The following is a 20,621-nucleotide window of genomic DNA, read 5'->3' as shown; positions in this document are numbered from 1 at the left end:
GTCTTAGAAATTGATCCGCAACGAGACCTGGGCCGTGCGCGGAGCGCCGATGTAGCCATAGGGCTGGTTGGTGATGTTGTATTGGTTGGCGGCCTTCAACACGGGGTTGGCGGTCACCTGGGTGCCCAGGCTGCCGTAGTACTCCTTGTCGAAGATGTTCCAGATGTTCACCTGGATGAAGGCGCCCTTGAGCACCGAGTCCAGGGTGTAGCGAGCGTCCAGGTCGAACACGGTGTAGCCGTCGACGGCCAGGTCGTTCAGGTCGGTGGCGTAGCGCTTGCCGGTGTACTTGCCTTGGACGGCGATCTGGAACGGACCGTCCTCGTAGTTGATCCGACCGCCGAACATCACCTTCGGGGTTTCGACCAGTTGCTTGCCGTTGATCGGGGCGAAGATGCCCGGTTGGACCTGCAGCGGGTCCTGGTACTTGGCGTCGGTGTAGGTCGCCGAGGCGGCCAGCGACAGTTCGTCGGTCAGGCGACCGCCGACTTGCCCTTCCAGGCCCTTGATGTCCACGGCGCCGACGTTGCGCTCGCGATACGAGTCGGTGTCCGGATCGTAGGTGGAGACGACGCGGTTCTTGAACTCGGTCTTGTAGGCGCTGACCGTGGCGTAGTAGCCCGGCATGTTGAAGCGGTAGCCCACTTCGCCCGTCTTGGTGGCTTCGGGAGCGGCGCTCAGCGAGCCGATCGAGCCGTTGGCCAGGCGCTTGACGGTGTAGTAGCTGTCCGTCTTCAGGGCCGAGATCTGTTCCGAGTAGCTGGCGTAGAGCGCGTTGTGCTCGTTCACGTCATAGGACACGCCGACGTTCGGCAGGGTCTTCTTGACCTTAACGCTGTAGGCGAACGGCGAAATGTACTGGGTCGACGATCCGGCGAACTGGACATTGCCGTTGGCCAGGGTGGTGCTCGGAGCCTGCGTGGTGCAGAGCACGGTGCTGGTGCCGTTCGAGGTGTAGCAGAACTGGTTGAGTTCGCGGGTGAATTCCTTGTGCTGTACGCCGATGGTGACGTTCAGCTTGTCGTCCAGGAACTTGCCGCGATACTCGAGCGCGACCTGGTTCAGCTCGGCGACCGAGAAGCGGTCGCGGAAGCGCAGCAGGGCGCCGTCGGCGCCGACGATACGATCGCCGCCCCAGGTTTCCTTGCCGCCGAACCAGTTCCGCATGAGGCCGGTGTCCTGGTCGACGTAGCCGGCTTCCGAGGTCTGACGGTGACGGCCGCGGTCGAAGGTGTAGGCCAGGCGCAGGGTGTTGGTGTCGTTCAGCTTCCAGATCAGCGAACTGTTGACGCCGTAACGACGGGTGTTGGTGTTCGAGGGCGACATGTAACGGACCGAGTCCATGCAGTCGCCGTCGCCGTTCAGGTCGACGCCGCGGTTGGTGGCCGAGATCGCGCCCACCTTGCAGCTGGCGAAGCTGGTGGCCTTGCCGACCAGCTTGGCGTCGTATTCGTTGATCGCCACCTGCTGGGTGCCGCCGTTGGCCATCGTGTACTGGAACGACGGGTCGAACGTGAAGATCAGGTTGTCGGTCAGGCTGAAGCGCGACTTCATCCGCAGGTTGCCCGTGTTCGACGGGTTGATGCGGCCGCCCCACCAGTTCGAACCGTTCGCGTCGGTGTCACGCGTACCAGCGACCTTGGTCGGCTTGATCCAGTCGTAGATGCCGGTCGTGGCCGTGGTGTTGTTGCGGTAGTCCCAGTCCCAGCCGTACTGGGCGGTTTCCGGGATGATCGAGCCGTCCGAGGTGCCGAGCTGAGCGTAGTTGTAGTTGAAGTTGCGGTTGATGTTCCAGTTGGCCGACAGGCTGACATAGTCGCCCTTCGAACCGATGTCCTGCCAGATGCGGGCGTTCAGCTGGGTCTTCTCGAGGTCGCCCTCGCCCTTGAACTTGTCGTACTTCTGGTACGAGCCCGAGACCCAGGCCTTGGTGCCCCAGGGGCCGAAGGCGCCGCTGTTGATCAAACCGAAGATGCGGCCGTAGTTGAAGCTGCCGTACGAGGCGACCACCGCGCCGCCGAAGTCCTCGGTGGGCTTCAGGGTGGTGTAGTTGATGACGCCGCCGGTGGCCGAGATGGTCGGGGTGTCGATATCGGTCTGGCCGGTGGTGACGCTGGCCTTCTCGATCAGTTCCGGGTCCAGCTGCTGGTTCGAATACAGCGCGTAGTTGCCGGTGTCGTTCGTCGGGATGCCGTCGAAGGTCAGCGAGATACGGGCGCCGTCGAAGCCGCGCAGACGGATGTTGCCGCCGCTGGTGCCGTAGGGGTCGTTGTTGGTGAACGACAGACCCGGGACCATGTTCAGCGATTGCAGGATGGTCTGGCCGGGCGCCTGGTGGCTGATGAATTCCTGGTCGATGGTCGAACGCGACTTCGGCGCGGTCTCGGCGACCACGGCGCCGGCGATCGACTTCGCGCCGGTCGCGGTCACGACGACCTGATCCACCTCGGTCGTGCCCGACGACTGGGCCATGGCGGCGGTGGCGCTGAGCAGGCAGCCGACCAGAGCGGTCGACGCCAGACAGGCGAGCTTTTTCGTCATCATCTTGATCTAGTCCCCTCGTTCAAGCCGCGACGGGGTGCATGAATCCCGCCTGGCCATATCATTGAGAGGCTCTTTAGCGACCTATTTAGAAGGTTTGGTGACGGAAAGGCCACGATCGCGGATAAACCCGCTCCAGGGGCCCGCTTGCGGAAGATTTAGTCAGCGTCCTCTTACTTATGCGGGAGAAAACAGCGTGGCCCTTGATGAAACGGCGCGGCGGGCTCAGGCGCGAATCTGGCGGCTGACGCTGATCTTGGTCGGGGTTCTGACGGTTCTGCGGGTCGTAGCCCTGTTCGTCACCCCGCTGGAGCTGTACCCGGACGAAGCCCAGTACTGGCTGTGGTCGCGCCACCTGGATTTCGGCTATTTCTCCAAGCCGCCGGTCATCGCCTGGTTGATCTGGGCGACCACGCGGATCGGCGGCGACGCCGAGGCCTGGCTGCGCATCGGCTCGCCGCTGATCAACGCCGGCACGGCCCTGGTGATCGCGCGCATCGCCACGCGGCTCTACGGCGCCGAGCGGGGCGGACGCTGGGTCGGGGCGGCGGCGGCGGCGATCTTCATCCTGATGCCGGGCATCCAGCTGTCGTCGGTGCTGATCACCACCGACACCCCGCTGCTGTTCTTCCTGGCCTTGATGATCTGGGCCTGCGTCGCCCTGCCCGACGCCTCGCCACGGGCGCGGACTTGGCTGGCGGCCGGCATGGGCGCGGCCCTGGGCCTGGCGTTCCTGTCCAAGTACGCGGCGATCTACGCCCTGGCCAGCCTTGGCGCGCACCTTTTCCTGTCGCGCGAGGCCCGGCGGGCCTGGACGCCGGCCATGGCGCTCGCCTTCTTCGTCACCCTGTTCGCGGTCTTCGCTCCGAACATGATCTGGAACTATCAGCACCACTTCTCGACCCTGGAGCACACGGCCGCCAACGCCAACTGGAAGGCCGGCAAGCTGTTCAATCCGGGCGAGCTGGTCCAGTTCGTCGGCTCGCAGTTCGGGGTGTTCGGCCCGGTGCCGTTCGGCGTGCTGGGCGGCGGGGCCCTGCTGCTGGCGGTCCGCAAGCGGCTGGCGCCGGCCGACGTCATGCTGCTGTGCTTCGCCCTGCCGCCCCTGGTCACGGTGGCGGCCCAGGCCTTCGTGTCGCGGGCCAACGCCAACTGGGCCGGCGCGGCCTATGTCGCCGGCTCGGTGCTGGTCGCCGCCTGGCTGCTGCGCTGGGAGGCCCGCCGCTGGCTGGTCGGCGGACTGGCCCTGCAGGCGGTTCTGGCGGCGGTGTTCCTGGCCTGGGTGATCGACCCGCGCACGGCCGAGGCCATGGGCATGGCCAACGCCTTCAAGCGGGCCCGCGGCTGGGACCAGACGGTGCAGGCGATCATCGAGCGCTCGCGCGAGGAGCAGGCCCTGCACGGCGGCCTGACCGCCGTCGCCGTCGACGACCGCTTCCTCTACAACGTCGCCGCCTATTACGGCCGCGGCTATTTCGGCACGCCGGCGGCCCCGCCGCTGCGGATGTGGGTGCACGAGATCGCGGCCCGCAACCAGGCCGAGGCCGAGGCCCCCCTGGACGCCGCCCTGGGCCGCCGGGCGCTGATCGCCAGCCTGGAGGGCACCTACCGCGCCAAGATCAAGCAGGACTTCGCCAAGACCTCGGACCTGCAGATCGTCCGTGTGCGGCTGGACAAGAAGCGCTCGCGGCGGACGGACCTGTTCATCGCCGAGGGGTTCGCGCCGGTGCCGCGGGATCCGAAGACGGGGCTGCCGCCGGATCCCGAGCCGACGCCCTAAACTAGCCCCTCCCCCTGTGGGGGAGGCGGCCGTAGGCCGGTGGGGGGAGTCTTCGGATCGTCAGCCCCAGGGCTGGGCCACCGGCCGACTCCCCCCCACCGTCGGCTTCGCCGACACCTCCCCCACAGGGGGAGGACCTTAGATGGCCACCTCGAACGCCGCCTCGGTCTTGGCCTTGACCTCGTCCACGGTCACGCCCGGGGCCAGTTCGATCAGCCGCACCGGAGTCTTGCCGCGGTTGATCTCGAATACGCCCAACTCGGTGATCAGCAGGTCGACCACCCCGGCCCCGGTCAGGGGCAGGCTGCAGCGGTGCAGCAGCTTGGGGGCGCCGGACTTCTCGCAGTGGTCCATGACCACCACCACCCGCTTGACGCCGGCCACCAGGTCCATGGCCCCGCCCATGCCCTTGACCATCTTGCCGGGCACCATCCAGTTGGCCAGGTCGCCGTTCTGCGCCACCTGCATGCCGCCCAGGATCGACAGGGCGATGTGGCCGCCGCGGATCATGGCGAAGCTGTCGGCCGACGAGAAGTACGAGCTCGACTCCAGCTCGGTGATCGTCTGCTTGCCGGCGTTGATCAGGTCGGCGTCTTCCTCGCCCTCATAGGGGAAGGGGCCCATGCCCAGCATGCCGTTCTCGCTCTGTAGGGTCACGGACATGCCCTGCGGGATGTAGTTGGCCACCAGGGTCGGGATGCCGATGCCGAGGTTCACGTAGAAGCCGTCCCGCAGCTCCTTGGCCGCCCGTTCGGCCATCTGGTCACGCGTCCAGGCCATTACACGGTCTCCCCAGTCTTTTCTTCACGAGGACGGGTGGTGACGCGCTCGATCCGCTTCTCGAACTTCGCGCCCAGGATCAGGCGGTCGACATAGATGCCGGGCGTGTGGATGGCGTCCTTGTCGAGCGCGCCGATCGCCACGATCTCCTCGACCTCGACGAGCGTGGCCTTGCCGGCCGTGGCCATCATCGGATTGAAGTTGCGGGCGGTCTTGCGGTAGACGAGGTTGCCCTCGGCGTCGGCCTTCCAGGCCTTGACGATGGCCAGGTCGGCGGTCAGGCCGCGTTCCATCACGTACATCTCGCCGTCGAACTCGCGGGTCTCCTTGCCCTCGGCCACCAGGGTGCCGTAGCCGGTGCGCGTGAAGAAGGCGGGGATGCCCGCCCCGCCGGCGCGGATGCGCTCGGCCAGGGTGCCCTGCGGATTGAACTCCAGTTCCAGTTCGCCGCTGAGGTAGAGCTGTTCGAACAGCTTGTTCTCGCCCACATAGGACGAGACCATCTTCTTGATCTGGCGGTTTTCCAGCAGGATCCCCAGGCCGAAGCCGTCGACGCCGCAATTGTTGGAGATGACCGTGAGGTCCTTGGTCCCCGCCTCGCGGATCGCCGCGATCAGGTTCTCGGGAATGCCGCACAGGCCGAAGCCCCCAGCCATGATGGTCATGCCATCGAATAAAAGACCCGCCAGCGCTTCGCCGGCTGTGGACTTGACCTTGTCGACCATGGTTCCTCCCGGAGCGACGTTCGCCGACTGCTCTGAGCCGCCGGCCGGAGAAATTCAACCCTTGATGAATAAAATTTCGATGCGTGGAGTAGCGGCGTGACGGATCGGGCTAACCCTACGGAAGCTAGCACCGGCCTCGTGACGCCCGCCACCTCGGGCGTGCTGCTGACCCTGGCCCACCCGGCGCTTGAACGCTCTCGCGCCAACCGCGCCCTGGCCAAGGCGGCCAAGGGGCTGGAGGGCGTCACCTTCCACGATCTCTACGAGACCTATCCGGACTTCGCGATCGACATCGAGGCCGAGCAGGAGAAGCTTCTGGCCCACGACGTGGTCGCGGTGCAGTTCCCGCTCTACTGGTACTCGACCCCGGCCCTGCTGAAGGAGTGGTTCGACCTGGTTTGGCTGCACGGCTTCGCCTACGGGATCGAGGGCAACGCCCTGGCCGGCAAGCGCCTGTTCGCCGCCTGCACCACCGGCGGGGCGGCCAAGGCCTATCACGCCCACGGCTACAACCGCTTCTCGATGGACGAATTCCTGCGGCCGCTGGAGCAGACCGCCTATCTGTGCGGCATGGTCTGGGAGACGCCTTTCGTGGTGCACGGCGCGGCGACCAAGGACGACGAGGAGCTGAAGGCCGAGGCTCAGCGCTACCGGGCGCGCATCGCCTCGCTGCTGGCCGCGCCGGCCGACGCGGAGCTGGGCGCGTAGATGATGACGACCATTGCCGACCCCAACCATCGCCGTCCGCCGCTTCGGGCGGGGCATGACGACCGTAGAGTAGAGACCGACTGATGCCCTTCCTCCTGCAAGCCCTGGTCTATCTCGGCGCCGCCGTCATCTCGGTGCCGATCGCCAAGCGCCTGGGCCTGGGCTCGGTGCTGGGCTACCTGATCGCCGGGGTGGTGATCGGCCCGTTCGCCCTGTCGCTGGTCGGCGAACAGACCGACGTGATGAAATTCGCCGAGTTCGGCGTGGTCATCCTGTTGTTCCTGATCGGGCTGGAGGTCCAGCCCTCGACCCTGTGGGACATGCGCAAGGCGATCTTCGGCTTCGGCGGCGCCCAGGTGGTCGGCACCTCTCTGGCCATCGCCGGCGTGTCGATGCTGCTGGGCCTGCCCTGGCAGACGGCCCTGGCCGTGGGGATGGTGCTGGCCATGTCGTCGACGGCCATCGTGCTGCAGACCCTGGACGAGAAGGGCCTGAGGCAAGGGCCGGTCGGCCGCGCCGCCTTCGGCATCCTGCTGCTGCAGGACCTGGCCGTGATCCCGATGTTCGCCCTGCTGCCGACCCTGGCGACCATCGCCCCGCCGGTCCACGCCGCCGCGGCCGAGGGCCATGGCGGCGCCAGCCTGGTCGCCCACCTGCCGCCCTGGGCCCAGGGCCTGTCGGTGCTGGTGGCCGTGGGCGCGGTGGTCGGCGGCGGCCGCTACATGGTGCGGCCGATCTTCCGCTTCATCGCAGAGGCCCGCCTGCGCGAGATCTTCACCGCCGCGGCCCTGCTGATCGTGGTCGGCGTGGCGACCATCATGCAGACCGTCGGCCTGTCTCCCGCCCTCGGCGCCTTCCTGGCCGGGGTGGTGCTGGCCGAGAGCGAGTTCCGCCGCGAGCTGGAGACCGACATCGAGCCGTTCCGCGGCCTGCTGCTGGGCCTGTTCTTCATCACCGTCGGAGCCGGCATCGACCTGAGGCTCGTGGCCGGCCAGCCCCTGACCCTGATCGGCCTGGTTCTGGGGCTGATGGTCCTGAAGTTCGCGGTGATGTTCGGCCTGGCGCGACTGTTCGGGGCCCCGGCGCGGGGCGCGGCGGCCGTCGCTACCGCCCTGGCCCAGGGCGGGGAATTCGCCTTCGTGCTGCTGAGCTTCACGGTCGGGGCCGGTGTGATCGGCGCGACCCTGGCGGCCCTGCTGACCGCCGCCGTCGCCGTCTCGATGGCCCTGACCCCGGTGGCGATGATCCTCTACGAGCGGATCGCCGCGATGATGGACGCCGCCATCCCCAAGCAGGTCCCCGACACCGGCGACTTCGAGGACGGCGAGCCGGACATCATCATCGCCGGCTTCGGCCGCTTCGGCCAGATCACCGGCCGTCTGCTGACCGCCAATGGCTTCCGCTCGACCGTGCTGGACAGCGACATCGAGCAGATCGACCTGCTGCGCCGCTTCGGCCGCCGGGTGCACTATGGCGACGCCACGCGGATGGACCTCCTACGGGCCGCCGGCATCGAGCGGGCCCGGATGCTGATCGTCGCCCTGGACGACCGCGAAAAGACCGTCGAGCTGGTCGAGACGGCCCGCAAGGCCTTCCCCGACCTGGTGATCCTGGCCCGGGCCTGGGACCGCCGCCACGCCTACGACCTGCTGGCCAACGGCGCCGACGCGGTCGAGCGCGAGACCTTCGAGGCCGCCCTGGCCCTGGGGACCACCGCCCTGCAGAAGCTGGGCTACCGCGCCCACCGCGCCCACCGCGCCGCCGGCATCTTCCGTCGCCACGACCGCAAGTCGTTCGAGGACCTGCGTCCCGTCTGGGGCCAGGAGGAGGCCTATATCCTGGCCTCGCGCGACGCGGCCCGGACCATGGACAAGCTGCTCAACGCCGACCTGGCGCGCCTGCGCCCCGGCGACGCCGTCGGCTCGTGGGACACCGCCAGTCTCGACGAGGAGCTGAAGGAACGGGCCGAACGCGAGGGCGCGCGCCGGGAGGGGGCGAACTAGGTCTGCTTGGCCCGCCGCGCCCTCCACGCGTCCGCGCTCTGCCCCCAAAGCTCCAGCGCCTTCTCGTGATAGGGTTCGGGCAGGTGGCCCATCCGCAGCAGGCGCGAGCCCAGGCGTTCGGCCACCCGCTTGGAGGCATGGTTCTCAGGGTCGATCGAGTGGATCACCTCGTCCCAGCCCAGGTGGTCGACGGCCCAGTCCATGGCCGCGCCAGCCGCCTCGACCGCGTAGCCCCTGCCGTGGAAGGCCGGATGCAGCCCCCAGGCCAGTTCGCCGCCGGGCCAAGCCTCGGGCCGCCAGGGGCCGACCCGACCGACCCAGCGACCGCTGGCCTTCTCGACCACCGAGAACATGCCAAAGCCCTGCAAGGCCCAGGATCCGGCGACGGCGGCCATCATTCGCCAGGCGGGACTGCGGGCCATCCGGCCGCCGATGAACCGCGCCGCCTCGGGATCGCCCATCAGCTGCGCCCAGCCATCGAGATCGGCCGCGACCGGCGGGCGCAGGATCAGGCGCTCGGTCTCCAGGGTCGGTCCCAGAACGACGGTCATGACGTTTCCCCCTAGGCCACGCAGGCGGCCAGGCCGCCACGGCGCACCGCGCCCGAAGCCTGGCCGATCCGGCTGGAGCGTTTCTTGACGTAGCGGCCCGGATTGACCGCCTTCCACTTCAGCGGGCTGGGCAGGATCGCCGCCAGCCGCGCCGCCTGCAGCGGGGTCAACTTGTCGGCCCCGACCTTGAAATAGGTCCGCGAGGCGGCTTCGGCGCCATAGATGCCGGGACCGTATTCGATGGAGTTCAGATAGACCTCCATGATCCGCTTCTTGCCCCACAGCGTCTCGATCAGCACCGTGAAATAGGCCTCCAGCCCCTTGCGTACATAGGAGCGCCCCGGCCACAGGAAGACGTTCTTGGCCGTCTGCTGGCTGATGGTCGAGCCGCCGCGAATCTTCTTGCCCTTCCCGTTGTTCTCGTAGGCCTTTTGCAAGGCGTCGAGATCGAAGCCGTGGTGGTCGCAGAACCGGGCGTCCTCGGCGGCGATCAGGGCGCGCGGCAGGGCGGGCGAGACCTCGTCGATCGGCCGCCAGCGATGGTTCCAGCCCTTGCCCTCGGCCAGGCGGATGACCATCAGCGGCGTCGCGGGCGGCGGCACGAAGCGGTAGACGATCACCGTCAGCACCGGCCCGGCGACCAGCACGATGAACAGCGCCACCAGGATGTTCCGCACCAGCACCTTCACCGATCGCCCCCTCGTCTTTCGCCACGCTTGCGTTGACCCTGCGGCCGGATGCTAGCCAAGCCTGTGTCGCGGGGATAGCCGCCCAGCCGTTAGCGAGGCCTTGATGACCCAGTTCCAGACCGTTTCCGAGGCCGTCGAGCGCCGGATGTCGGTTCGCGCCTTCAAGCCCGACCCCGTGCCCGGCGCCGTGGTGCGCGCCCTGCTGGAGGCGGCCGCCCGCGCCCCGTCCGGCGGCAACCTCCAGCCCTGGGTGGTGCATGCCCTCTCCGGCGAACCCCTGAAAGACTTCAAGACCCTGGTCGCCTCGCGGCTGATGGACCGCGACGAGCCGGAATACCACGTCTATCCGCCCAACCTCTGGGAGCCGCTGCGCACCCGCCGCTACCAGGTCGGCGAGGACCTCTATGCCTCGCTCGGCATCCCGCGCGAGGACAAGCTGGGCCGCCTCCAGCAATTCGCCCGCAACGCCGAGTTCTTCGGCGCCCCGGTCGCCCTGTTCTTTTCGGTGCATCGCGACTGCGGCCCGCCGCAGTGGTCGGACATCGGCATGTACATGCAGACCCTGATGCTGCTGGCCGTCGAGCGGGGCCTGGACACCTGCGCCCAGGAGTTCTGGTCGGCCTATGGCAGGCTGACGGGCGCCTTCCTGGACCTGCCCGCCGACCACATGCTGTTCTGCGGCATGGCCCTGGGCTATCGCGACGAGACGGCGGCGGTGAACAGCTGGCGCTCGCGGCGCGAGCCGTTCGACGAGTGGGGGGTGATGCGGGGGTTCGACTGATCCTCATCCTGCGCCGGGCAAAAGCAGCTGTCATCCCGGACGAGCGCGCAGCGCGAAGATCCGGGACCGACGCGTGAACTCAGCGTCTGTGGCGGTCCCGGATCGGCGCTCGGCTTCGCCAAGCTTGTCCGGGATGACAAGCTCTTTGAGCAGTAAGTCAGGCGATCGCCCTCCCCATCGGTGGAGGAACTTAGGGCCATAACCTCCCAGGTCATTGCCGCCGTAACCCCGTCCGCCGATAGCGGACGCCATGAACGAACTCAGCGTCACCCTGCTGCTGCAAACCCCGACGGTCGGCGTCCGCGACGTGGCCTGCAACGGCGCCTGCCGGCACAGGAGCGCCAGCGAATGCGCCGGGGCGACCCATCTGGTCTTCCCCTATCGCGGCGCCTATGTGCGCCATGTTGGGCGTCAGGAGAGCGTGGCCGAGGCCAATCAGCTCGTGTTCTTCAACCAAGGCCAGGAATACGCCATCAGCCATCCGATCGGCGGCGGCGACGCCTGCCTGTCGGTGTCGCTCGACGAGGCGCTGCTGACCGAACTGTCGCCCGCCGAACAGCTGGAGGACGGCGATCTGGCGGTGTTCCGGCGACCGACGCGAGGCGTCGATCCGGCGGTCCAGGCCCTAGCCGCCCGGCTGCGGCGCGGCCTGGCGCGCGGCGCTCTCGAGCCGCTGCAGGCCGAGACCCTGACCCTGGACCTGGTCCGCCGCGCCCTGGGCGAGCGCGCCTCCCCCGCCCTGGCGGCCAGCTACGGCCGCCGCAAGCTGGCGGACCGGGCCAAGCTGGTCCTGGCCTCCGATCCGGCCCGCCGCTGGACCCTGGTCGAGGTGGCCGCCGAAGTCGGCGTCTCGCCGGTCTACCTGACCCAGGTCTTCGCCCAGGCGGAAGGCCAGCCCCTCTATCGCTACCAATTGCGGCTGCGGCTGGCCCGCGCTCTGGACCGGCTGGGCGATTGCGAGGATCTGACCGACCTGGCCCTGGACCTCGGCTTCTCCAGCCACAGCCATTTCAGCGCGGCGTTTCGCCAACACTACGGCCAGAGCCCGGGCGACTTCCGATGCGCCGTCGCGCCGCCGCGCCGCTATGCCTGATCGACGAACCCGCCGGCCGGAGCCGGATGGGGCAGCGACCAACCGAAATAGACCTCGACCTCCGCGACCTGATCACCCCGCAGGGTGAAAATCTCCGTGTTGCGGAACCGCTTCCCGCCCGCCACGCGTCCCTCGTAGGTCACCGCGACCTGGTCGTCGCCGGTCACCAGGCGGACGAAATCGAAGCCCTCGATCCCCCCGCTGTTGGGCCAGCACCGCTCGAAATAGGTCGCGCGATCGAGGCGATTGTCGAGCGGACTGGTGAAATGAAAGTCCGACGCGATCAATCGCTCGATGGCCGCCCGATCCTTGGCGGCATAGGCCGCGAACACCGCGCGGACGATCGCGTCGCCGTCTCTACCTGTCATGAGTCCGTCTCCTGTCGGCGTGAGCCCCGATGATTGTCGAACGCGCGGCTGGTCGTTCGGGGTAACGCGCCTCAGCGTGTTCGAACGGGAAAGCCGAAGCTGAGGCTGGAAAATACGGTCTCGAAGTCGACGCCTTCGTCGGTCAGCGGCTTGGTCCACACCACGTCCATCATCCAGGCCCCGCTGCTGGGCATGGCGAAGCCCGCGCGGCCCTCGTCGTCAGTGCGATGCTGCTCCAGGGGGGCGGCGTCGTCGGCCAGGTCGGTGAGCTTGACCAACGCGCCCGCCAGGGGCTGGCCCTCGTAGAGCACCCGGACCGGCAGGGTCGTGGAACGCGGCAGGACGTAGGGGCTGACCTCCGGCACGATTTCCAGGGCCAGGCCCACGGGTCGGGTGACCGCCTCCTGAGCGCCGCCGTCGCCGACCTGGATCAACGCCTTGGTCTGCCGGCTGTAGCGTTCGGAGGCGTCAATGGCTTGCAGACCCTTCGCGGCGCGGGTCTCCAGAGCCGGGGTCAATCCTTCTTCCTCCGCATAGGCGTTGAACCTGGCGGCTGACTGGTGGCTCTGGGCGTTGGCGTCGCTGCGCAGCGTCACGACATAGGCGCCGGGTTGCGCGAAGCTCAGCGCGCCATCGGCGTCCGGCGCGCCCAGGGTCAGGGCCGGGCGCAGGTCCTGAGGCTCGCCGTCCAACGCTGTGGCGTCGAACCGCAGCACGCGGCGCGGCGGCAACTGCGAGCGCTGGCGCTCGGTCCCCGTGCCGACCTGCAGGGTCATTGGCGTGGACGTTCCGGCCGGCAGCCAGAAGCGCTCGGGCTGGATCCAGAACTCGTGCGCCGCGGCCCCTTGCGGCCCGCAGGCCAGGACCAGGGCGCCGGCGGCCGGCAGGAGGCAGCGAAGGCCAGCGGTGAAACGGGTCATGGTCAGGGCTCCTTGCGCGCGACGTAGGCCGGGCCGTCGGGCGCGGCCAGGAACGGGAACTCGGTGTCGGAATGGACGTGGTCGTCATGGTCGACGCCGTCGTCGACGCCCGTCAGGCGGCCCGTCGCGAGCAGCGAGCGGTAAACGTCGACGGCGTCGTAGTTCGGCGTGCGGCCGCCGCAGTCGCCGGCCAGGTCGCGGCGGCCGGCCAGGGCGGCCAGTTCCACCGCGAACAGAGTCGTGCACCGCTTGCCGGCGCCGTCGATCCATAGTCGATCGTCGGCCAGCAGGATCGCCAGGTTCAGGTAGCGCGACGCCCCGGCCGCGTGGTCGGCGATCATTGCGTTGCCGCACTCGCCGTCGAAGGCGTCGTAGAGGCCCAGGGTCTTCTCGATCTCGGGGATGAAGGCGTCCGAGGTCGCGGGGGTGGCGTGGTTGTAGGCCTCTTTCAGGGCGTCGCTGACGGCTTCGGGCTCCAGCGTGGCCAGCAGCGCGTTGCCGGTCAGCGGTCGGCCCATTCGGTCGATGCGGCCCTTGGGTCCGACCGTCTCGCCCCACACCGCCAGCATCCTGCCGCCGCGCGACACCGCCGGCAGGTCGATCGACACGACCAGCGAAGCCGGGGTCCAGCCCGACAGCAGGTTCTGGGCCGGCCCGCCGCGCGTGTGTCGCCAGCGGTTCAGGATCCCGGCCGAGGTCGACTTGTCGAAGGCCGGGCAACCGGCCTCGTCCAGAGGCGCGCCAGCCTTCAGGGCGGCGGCGGCGAAGTCGTAGGCCTCGCGCGTGCCCTTGACGTTGTTGAAGAACGGATCATCGCGCAGGCCGGCGAAGACGCGATAGCGGTAATGGCGCGAGACCAGCCCCTCCGGATGGCTCGCATCGCCCTGGACCTCGTCGTCGCCCGCCTCGCAGCGGATCTCCGCGCCGCTGAATCGGCACGAGATCGTGGTCGTCGCGGTCGTCTTGCCGAACCGCTCGCCGCTGTCGACGTGGAAGACATAGGCCAGGTCCTTGGAGAACCCGTGGCCGACGATCGCCATCACCAGGTTCAGCTTGCGCTTATCCGGCGAAGTCCAGGCGAAGATGTCGCCGATGTCGGCCCGGGGATCGGCTATGACGCTGGGGGTGTCCAGATGGTCGGACGCCCGCGCCGGACCGGCGGCGGCCAGCAGCAACGCCGCCGTGCTCGCAAGTCCGGCCGCCAGGGCGCGGCGAGTGTTGATGGTCCAAGGCATGGCGTGGCTCCAGAAGATTGGAGCCGCAGAAGGCCTCGGAAGCGCGGTTGGCCGCTGTCGAAATCTTTAGCGATCTGCGAGCACGCCCTGATCACCCGCTCAGTAAAAGCTTTCCCCCGCCACCAGCCGATCCTGCTTCGCCCCGTCGCACAGGGCGTAGGTGAAGCCCTTCTGGATCGCCCAGGCGCCGACCTGGCCCTGCTTGTTGACAGCCAGGAAGCCCACCTGGATGTCCTTGGCCTGCGGCTTCTTCTTCAGAATCCGGGCGACGGCCTCCTTGCAGGCGTCCTGGGGCGAGCGGCCCTGGCGCATCAGCTCGACGACCAGGAAGCTGCCGACGTTGCGGATCACCTCCTCGCCGACGCCGGTCGAGGTGGCCGCGCCGACATCGTTGTCGACATAGAGCCCCGCCCCGACGATGGGTGAATCGCCGACCCGGCCGCGCAGCTTCCAGGCCATGCCGCTGGTGGTGCAGGCGCCCGACAGGTTGCCCTTGGCGTCCAGGGCCAGCATGCCGATCGTGTCGTGGTTGCCCACCCCGCCCGGCGTGCCGAGTTGGCCCGAGGTCTTGCCGTAGTCGCCGACCTCGCTGTTGGCCTTGGGGGCGTACTTGGCGTCCTTCTTCCAAGCTTCCCAGGCGGCGCGGGATTCGGGGGTCAGCAGCTCCTCGCGCGGGAAGCCCTGTTCCTGGGCGAACTGCAGGGCGCCGGCCCCGACCAGCAGGACGTGCGGGGTCTTTTCCATCACCGCCCGGGCCACCGAGATCGGGTGGGCGATGTGCTCCAGGGCCGCCACGGCGCCGCAATTGCCCTGCTCGTCCATGATGCTGGCGTCCAGCGAGACGTGACCGTCGCGGTCGGGATAGCCGGCGCGGCCGACGCTGTGGTTCTTCAGGTCCTGCTCCGGGATGCGGGCTCCGGCCTCGACGGCGTCCAGCGCGCGACCGCCCTGGCTCAGGATCGCCCAGGCCGCCTGGTTGGCCGGCACGCCGAAGTCCCAGGTGGAGATCACGCAGGGCCGGGTCAGTTGGATCCCCGTCCCGCCCCCGGCCGGTTCGGCGGCGGCCGCGGCGCGGACGCCGACCAGGGCCGGTCCGGCCAGGGAGGCGCCGATTAGGCCTCTGCGATTCAGCATGGGTGTGCTCCAAGACGTGCGTTTTGCGAATCCTAGAGCGTGGCGGCCGAAAACGGATACGGGTTTCGACGTTGGCCGCGCGACTATCTCAAGCCTGAGCATCGGAGAGGCGAAGATGTCCGACCGCGTGATCCTGGAAGTCTGTGTCGATACGCCCGCCGGGCTGGCGGCGGCGATCGAGGGCGGGGCGGACCGGATCGAGCTGTGCTCGGCCCTGGCCCTGCAGGGCCTGACCCCGGCCCCCGGGCTGATGGCCCTGGCGGCGGAAGCCAGCATCCCGATCTATCCGATGATCCGGCCGCGCAACGGCGACTTCGTCTATGACGCCGGCGACCTGGACGCCATCTTCCGCGACATCGACGCCGTGCGCGAGGCAGGCCTGGCCGGGGTGGTGGTTGGCGCAAACCGGTCCACCGGAGAGCTGGATGTCGACGCCCTGTCGATGCTGGTCGCCCATGCCGAGGGCCTGGGCGTGACCCTGCACCGGGCTTTCGACCTGACGCCCGATCCCATGGCGGCGCTGGAGACCGCCATCGACCTGGGCTTCGAGCGGATCCTGACCTCCGGCTGCGCCCTGAACGCCATGGCCGGGGCCGAGACGATCGCGGCGCTGGTCGAGCGGGCCGCCGGCCGCATCGCCATCCTGGCCGGCGGCGGGGTCAATCCCTCGAACGTGGCGCAACTGGTGGCGCGGACCGGCGTGCGCGAGGTGCACGGCTCGTGCAGCGGGCCGATGGCGTATGGCCAGGGCCAAGGCCACGAGGACCGGGCCTACAAGCTGGGCTTCGTGCAGGATGGGCTGCGGGATACGGACCGGGCCGTGGTCGAGGCCGTGGTGAAGGTGCTGGCGGAGCTGTAACCCCCTCCGGCCCTCCGGGCCACCTCCCCCAGAGGGGGAGGATCTACGCCGAGCAGATGCTCCCCCTCTGGGGGAGCTGTCGCAGAGCGACTGAGGGGGTCTTTTCTAGAACCGCGTGTCCATCGCCGGGATCGCGATGACGCCGGCCTCGCCGTCCTCGTCGCCCCAGGCCAGCCGGCTGCCGTCCGCCGAGACCGACAGGGCGCTGATCGCCGCGCCCTTCTCGGCCTTGAGGGTCTCGATGCGGCCCGAGCGCATATGGGCGCCCCAGATCTTGCCGTTGTCCTGGCCGGCGATCGCCACCGGCAGGGCCTCGACGCCGGCCACCCGCACGACCATCGAATCGCGCGAGAAGCCGATCTCGGCGGCTTCCTTGCCCATCGGGCCGTTGGCGCCGGCGAACGGCCAGACCACCGCGCCGTTGGCGCCGGCGGTGACCATCAGGTTGCCCTTGTCGAAGAAGGCCAGGCTCTTGATCTTGGCCGGATAGCCGCCCATCCGCATGTCCTTGGCGTCCGATAGCCGCCAGCCATGCAGCTGGTTCTCCTGCATCGACGAGACCAGGAACTTGCCGTCGGGGCTGAACACGGCGGCGATGTGGCTGCCGGCCCACTTCATCACCTGCGGCTTCTGGCCCTCGATCTTGGCCCACCACAGCGAGACGCCGCCATAGCCGGCCGTGGCCAGCCGGCGGCCCTTCGGGTCGAAAGCCAGGCCCGAGACGGTCCGCTCGTGCGGGAAGACGCGCAGGAACGTCGGATCGGCCGAGTCGCGGACCTGGGCCTCCTTGCCGGCGGTGAAGGCGATCAAGCCCGAGGCGGCGCTGGCGGCGACGTGCTCGATCCAACGGCCCTTGACCTCGGCCACCAGGGTGGCGGCCACCTCGTCGCCCTCGACCCGACTCCAGACCACCTTGCCGTCGTCGCCGCCGGTGACGATCCCGCGGCCCGACGGATGGACGGCGGCGGCCAGGACGGCGCCGGCATGGGCTTCCACGGTGACGAAACCGCCTTCGTTTTCGAATCGCACCGTGCCGTCGCCGAGGGCGAAGGCGGCGCGGCCGGCGCGGTCGAACAGGGCGGCGGTGACATAGGCGTCGAAGGAATAGATCATCCGCGCGCCATACCGCGCCCCGATGCGGGCGCCTAGTCGCGCGTCAATGCGCGTGGGGCGCGAGCAGGGTGCGGAGAACCCGCCATTTGAACGCCGTTCCGCCAAAAAGACTCACAAAAGGGGTTGCCATCGCGCCGCGTCGTCGGGCTTTACTTCCGCGCCCGTCTGCGCCAGACGTGGCGATCTAACATTTTCGGGACCGCGACAGACGCGGCCCTTGGGAGACAGTCAGGCTATGGCGGCTAAACTTGCTGGCGGTGGGGGCGGTCGTTATTCGCTCGGCCAGAACTCCGAAATCAACGTCACGCCCTTCGTCGACATCCTGCTGGTGCTGCTGATCATCTTCATGGTCGCCGTGCCGATGGCGACCGTGGCGATCAAGGTGGACCTGCCGCCGGCGACCCCGCCGCCTCCTGGCTTCAAGCCCAAGGAACCGGTGTTCATCTCGATCCAGAAGTCGGGCGCGCTGTACGTCGCTGAAAAGCAGACCAGCCTGGACAACCTGCAGTTCGACCTGGACGCCAAGTTCAACGCGACCGGCCAGGCCGGCCCGAAGGACGACCAGCGCGTCATGGTCCGCGCCGACGCCGACGTGACCTATGCCGACTTCATGGGCGTGCTGAACGCCCTGCAGACCGCCGGCTGGTACAAGGTCGGCCTGATCAACGAAGACATCCACTAGGTCTTCGCCGGTTGGCGAAAAATCAGGGGCCGGACGCCAAGCGTCCGGCCCCTTTTTCATGCCTGTCGCGCAGGCGCTTTACAAACGTAAGAAAGAAGAGAAACTACACCCGTAACTTCAATCGACCCGCAAACCGGGCAAGGGAAGGAAACAGGTCATGGCGACGAAACTCGCGGGCGGCGGCGGCGGGGCCTATACGATCCGGCAGAACGCGGACATCAACGTCACGCCGTTCGTCGACATCCTGCTGGTGCTGCTGATCATCTTCATGGTCGCCGTGCCGATGGCGACGACCTCGATCAAGCTGGACATGCCGCCGGCCAAGGACGCCGCCGTCCCGCCCAAGCCGCCAGTGCTGATCGCCATCCAGAATTCGGGCGCCCTCTATCTGGCGGGGCGGCCCACCAGCCTGGGGACCCTGTCCCAGGACCTGAGCGCCAGCTTCGCCGCCAATGGCCCGCAGGGTCCGCGCAAGGACCAGCGCCTGATGGTCAGCGCCCAGGCCGACGTGCCCTATGAAGCGCTGATGGGGGTGATCGACCGCGTCCACACCGAAGGCTGGACGCAGATCGGGATCATCAACGAGGATCTGCATTAAGACGTTTTGGATCCTCCCCCTGTGGGGGAGGTGTCGGCGAAGCCGACGGAGGGGGGCGTGATCGGCGGGCAAGATCTTGCGGGATCTCCCTGAAACTCCCCCCACCGATCGCTGCGCGATCGCCTCCCCCACAGGGGGAGGGCTCCTCTTTAAGCCGCCGTCGCCTCGAAACCCGCCTTCAGTTCGGCCTCGTCCAGGTCGCGGCCGATGAACACCATGCGGCTGTAGCGCTTGTCCTTGTCGGTCCACGGGCGCTGGAAGTCGCCTTCCAGGATCATGTGCACGGCCTGGAACACCAGGCGGCGCTCCTCGCCCCGGACGTCGATGATGCCCTTGGCGCGCAGGATGTCCGGGCCGCGGCGGGCCAGCAGCTCGTTGAGCCAGACGGTGATCTTCTGGCCGTCGACGGGCTTGTCCAGCGTCAGGGAGATCCCTTTCACCCCGTCGTCGTGGATGTCGCTCTTGGCGTCGTGGTGATGGTGGTCGTGACCATGATGATGATGGTCATGGTCGTGATGATGATGGTCGTGGCCGCAGTGCTCGTCGTGCACGTGGCCGTCCTCGCCGTGGGCCGGGTTCAGGAACGTCGGCTCCAGCTCGGTGATCCGCCCCAGGTCGAAGCTGTGCTTGCCGATGATGGCCTCCAGCGGCACGTTCGAGCGCTGGGCGCGGTGGATCGGGGCCAGCGGGTTGATCCGCTTGATGCGGGCCTCGACGTGGCGCAGGTCGTCTTCCGAAACCAGGTCGGTCTTGTTGAGCACGATCTGATCGGCGAAGGCGATCTGCTCGACGGCTTCCTTGGAGTCGCCAAGGCGCAGCAGGATATGCTTGGCGTCGACCACGGCGGTGACCGAGTCCAGATAGGTGCGGGCCTTGACGTCGTCGTCGACGAAGAAGGTCTGGGCCACCGGGCCCGGATCGGCCAGGCCCGTGGTCTCGACCACGATGGCGTCGAAGCCGCCTTTCCGCTTCATCAGGCCTTGCAGCACCCGGATCAGGTCGCCGCGCACCGTGCAGCAGACGCAGCCGTTGTTCATCTCGAACACTTCCTCGTCGGCCCCGACCACCAGGTCGTTGTCGATGCCGACCTCGCCGAACTCATTGACGATCACGGCGTAGCGCTTGCCGTGCTCCTCGGTGAGGATGCGGTTGAGCAGGGTGGTCTTGCCGGCGCCGAGATAGCCGGTCAGCACGGTGACGGGGATCTTGCCGGAGGTCGCGGTGTCTTGGGTCATGCGCGCTATTTAGGGGTGATGCGCGGCTTGCGAAAGCACCCCCTGAACGGCGTCAGGTCTTGAGGAACGCCACGGCCGCGCCGATCACGATCAAGGCGACGCCGAGGATGATCTCCTCGTACTGCTCCAGCCGCTCCAAGCCCAGGCGGTTGAAGCCCGCCAGGCTGAGGCCGGTGAACACCAGCATGCCCGCCGCCGTGGCGGCCATTAGCACCGCGCTCAGGATGACGAAGCCGATCACGCCGTGCTCCATCCCCGCCAGATAATAAGGCAGGAAGGCCTCGCACGGCGACAGGGTCAGCAGCACCACCAGGGCGGTGATCGCCGCCTTGTCCGAGGCGAACTTGCGGGCCCCGTCCATCGTCGCGTGCTTGTGGCGGCCCCGCACCAGGTAGAAGACGCCGATCGCCGCCATCAGGCCGCCGACGATCCAGTGGAAATAGCCGCCGACATGCGGCTGGGCCACCAGGCCGGCGGCCACCACCGCCAGGCCCAGCACGATCGTCAGCCCCACATGGCCCAGGCCCGCCAGCAGCGTGACGCCCAGGGTGCGGCCCGTGGTCCACTTCTGGGCGCGGCCCACCAGCACGAACGGCAGCCAATGCGTGGGCAGGGCCGCATGCAGGAAGGCCACGGCGAAACCGGTGGCGGCGACGGAGGCGAAGAAGGTCGTATTCACGCCCCGACCTTTAGTATGTTACATTGTAACATACCAGCCCTGATATGACTCGCGAAGGTTGCCGGAAAGCCGCATCCGGCCGTTGACTCACCGGGCTTGGCCTGTATAAGTCCGCCCCCTCGCCCGCTGGGTTTCCTCGCGGGCGTT

The 20,621-nt window shown here is 68.3% G+C and carries 20 protein-coding genes; 8 read left to right on the top strand and 12 right to left on the bottom strand.

Annotated features, from left to right (window positions below):
• Window positions 1-3: 3 nt before the first annotated feature.
• A complete protein-coding gene (locus tag ACSQ2G_RS10070) occupies window positions 4-2,541 on the bottom strand; it encodes a TonB-dependent receptor domain-containing protein (protein WP_436030455.1) in 2,538 nt (845 codons plus the stop codon).
• 196 nt (window positions 2,542-2,737) lie between these two features.
• Between ACSQ2G_RS10070 and ACSQ2G_RS10065 the strand changes: the two genes are divergently transcribed.
• Entirely contained in the window at window positions 2,738-4,321 is a 1,584-nt protein-coding gene (locus tag ACSQ2G_RS10065; protein ID WP_436030453.1) for an ArnT family glycosyltransferase, read from the top strand.
• A gap of 138 nt (window positions 4,322-4,459) precedes the next feature.
• Here ACSQ2G_RS10065 and ACSQ2G_RS10060 read toward each other — a convergent pair whose 3' ends face one another.
• Together ACSQ2G_RS10060 and ACSQ2G_RS10055 are read right to left on the bottom strand one after the other, a co-directional pair.
• Window positions 4,460-5,101, bottom strand: coding sequence for a 3-oxoacid CoA-transferase subunit B (locus ACSQ2G_RS10060; RefSeq protein WP_436030451.1), 642 nt, complete (start codon window positions 5,099-5,101; stop codon window positions 4,460-4,462).
• Window positions 5,101-5,826, bottom strand: coding sequence for a CoA transferase subunit A (locus ACSQ2G_RS10055; protein ID WP_436030449.1), 726 nt, complete (start codon window positions 5,824-5,826; stop codon window positions 5,101-5,103). Before ACSQ2G_RS10055 ends, ACSQ2G_RS10060 begins: the two co-directional genes overlap by 1 nt.
• A 96-nt stretch (window positions 5,827-5,922) precedes the next feature.
• On the opposite strand from ACSQ2G_RS10055, the gene ACSQ2G_RS10050 reads away from it, so the two are divergent.
• Entirely contained in the window at window positions 5,923-6,534 is a 612-nt protein-coding gene (locus ACSQ2G_RS10050) for an NAD(P)H-dependent oxidoreductase (protein ID WP_436030448.1), read from the top strand.
• 83 nt (window positions 6,535-6,617) lie between these two features.
• Window positions 6,618-8,537: a monovalent cation:proton antiporter-2 (CPA2) family protein gene (locus ACSQ2G_RS10045; RefSeq protein ID WP_436030446.1), complete on the top strand. Its 1,920-nt coding sequence runs from the start codon at window positions 6,618-6,620 to the stop codon at window positions 8,535-8,537.
• On the opposite strand, the gene ACSQ2G_RS10040 is transcribed toward ACSQ2G_RS10045, so the two are convergent.
• Complete coding sequence (locus ACSQ2G_RS10040; protein ID WP_436030444.1) at window positions 8,534-9,088, bottom strand: GNAT family N-acetyltransferase; 555 nt, start codon at window positions 9,086-9,088, stop codon at window positions 8,534-8,536. The genes ACSQ2G_RS10045 and ACSQ2G_RS10040 overlap by 4 nt on opposite strands.
• Before the next feature lie 11 nt (window positions 9,089-9,099).
• Entirely contained in the window at window positions 9,100-9,777 is a 678-nt protein-coding gene (mtgA, locus tag ACSQ2G_RS10035) for a monofunctional biosynthetic peptidoglycan transglycosylase (RefSeq protein ID WP_436030442.1), read from the bottom strand.
• 103 nt (window positions 9,778-9,880) lie between these two features.
• On the opposite strand from mtgA, the gene ACSQ2G_RS10030 reads away from it, so the two are divergent.
• Together ACSQ2G_RS10030 and ACSQ2G_RS10025 are read left to right on the top strand one after the other, a co-directional pair.
• Entirely contained in the window at window positions 9,881-10,558 is a 678-nt protein-coding gene (locus tag ACSQ2G_RS10030) for a nitroreductase (protein ID WP_436030440.1), read from the top strand.
• Window positions 10,559-10,808: 250 nt separating this feature from the next.
• Window positions 10,809-11,651, top strand: coding sequence for a helix-turn-helix transcriptional regulator (locus tag ACSQ2G_RS10025; RefSeq protein ID WP_436030437.1), 843 nt, complete (start codon window positions 10,809-10,811; stop codon window positions 11,649-11,651).
• Here ACSQ2G_RS10025 and ACSQ2G_RS10020 read toward each other — a convergent pair.
• The 4 genes from ACSQ2G_RS10020 to ACSQ2G_RS10005 all read right to left on the bottom strand — a co-directional run bounded on the left by ACSQ2G_RS10020 (window position 11,642) and on the right by ACSQ2G_RS10005 (window position 15,308).
• Window positions 11,642-12,019: a nuclear transport factor 2 family protein gene (locus ACSQ2G_RS10020; protein WP_436030435.1), complete on the bottom strand. Its 378-nt coding sequence runs from the start codon at window positions 12,017-12,019 to the stop codon at window positions 11,642-11,644. The two genes, ACSQ2G_RS10025 and ACSQ2G_RS10020, sit on opposite strands and share 10 nt — an antisense overlap.
• Window positions 12,020-12,090: 71 nt before the next feature.
• Window positions 12,091-12,939, bottom strand: a complete 849-nt coding sequence (locus ACSQ2G_RS10015) for a DUF4198 domain-containing protein (protein ID WP_436030433.1) — start codon at window positions 12,937-12,939, stop codon at window positions 12,091-12,093.
• Window positions 12,940-12,941: 2 nt separating this feature from the next.
• Window positions 12,942-14,174, bottom strand: coding sequence for a DUF4331 family protein (locus tag ACSQ2G_RS10010; protein ID WP_436030431.1), 1,233 nt, complete (start codon window positions 14,172-14,174; stop codon window positions 12,942-12,944).
• Window positions 14,175-14,273: 99 nt separating this feature from the next.
• Window positions 14,274-15,308, bottom strand: coding sequence for a N(4)-(beta-N-acetylglucosaminyl)-L-asparaginase (locus ACSQ2G_RS10005; RefSeq protein ID WP_436030429.1), 1,035 nt, complete (start codon window positions 15,306-15,308; stop codon window positions 14,274-14,276).
• Window positions 15,309-15,423: 115 nt separating this feature from the next.
• Between ACSQ2G_RS10005 and ACSQ2G_RS10000 the strand changes: the two genes are divergently transcribed.
• Window positions 15,424-16,167 (top strand): copper homeostasis protein CutC, encoded by a 744-nt coding sequence (locus ACSQ2G_RS10000; protein WP_436030427.1) that lies wholly within the window; start codon window positions 15,424-15,426, stop codon window positions 16,165-16,167.
• Window positions 16,168-16,272: 105 nt separating this feature from the next.
• Here ACSQ2G_RS10000 and ACSQ2G_RS09995 read toward each other — a convergent pair whose 3' ends face one another.
• Window positions 16,273-17,280, bottom strand: a complete 1,008-nt coding sequence (locus ACSQ2G_RS09995; RefSeq protein WP_436030425.1) for a WD40 repeat domain-containing protein — start codon at window positions 17,278-17,280, stop codon at window positions 16,273-16,275.
• A gap of 235 nt (window positions 17,281-17,515) precedes the next feature.
• Here ACSQ2G_RS09995 and ACSQ2G_RS09990 point away from each other — a divergent pair, with 235 nt between their 5' ends.
• Window positions 17,516-17,962, top strand: coding sequence for a biopolymer transporter ExbD (locus ACSQ2G_RS09990; protein ID WP_436030424.1), 447 nt, complete (start codon window positions 17,516-17,518; stop codon window positions 17,960-17,962).
• Between the two features lie 157 nt (window positions 17,963-18,119).
• Window positions 18,120-18,560, top strand: a complete 441-nt coding sequence (locus ACSQ2G_RS09985; protein ID WP_436030422.1) for an ExbD/TolR family protein — start codon at window positions 18,120-18,122, stop codon at window positions 18,558-18,560.
• A 149-nt stretch (window positions 18,561-18,709) separates the two neighbouring features.
• Here the strand turns inward: ACSQ2G_RS09985 and ACSQ2G_RS09980 are convergent, their stop codons facing one another.
• The gene (locus ACSQ2G_RS09980) at window positions 18,710-19,795 is read right to left on the bottom strand and encodes a CobW family GTP-binding protein (protein ID WP_436030420.1); all 1,086 of its coding nucleotides are present in this window, start codon (window positions 19,793-19,795) and stop codon (window positions 18,710-18,712) included.
• A 52-nt stretch (window positions 19,796-19,847) separates the two neighbouring features.
• Complete coding sequence (locus tag ACSQ2G_RS09975; RefSeq protein ID WP_436030418.1) at window positions 19,848-20,474, bottom strand: hypothetical protein; 627 nt, start codon at window positions 20,472-20,474, stop codon at window positions 19,848-19,850.
• Between the last annotated feature and the right edge of the window lie 147 nt (window positions 20,475-20,621).

It is taken from the genome of Caulobacter sp. LjRoot300, assembly GCF_964253875.1.
In the GTDB taxonomy this organism is placed as follows: domain Bacteria; phylum Pseudomonadota; class Alphaproteobacteria; order Caulobacterales; family Caulobacteraceae; genus Caulobacter.
This window is presented reverse-complemented; position numbering and strand designations above follow the sequence as displayed.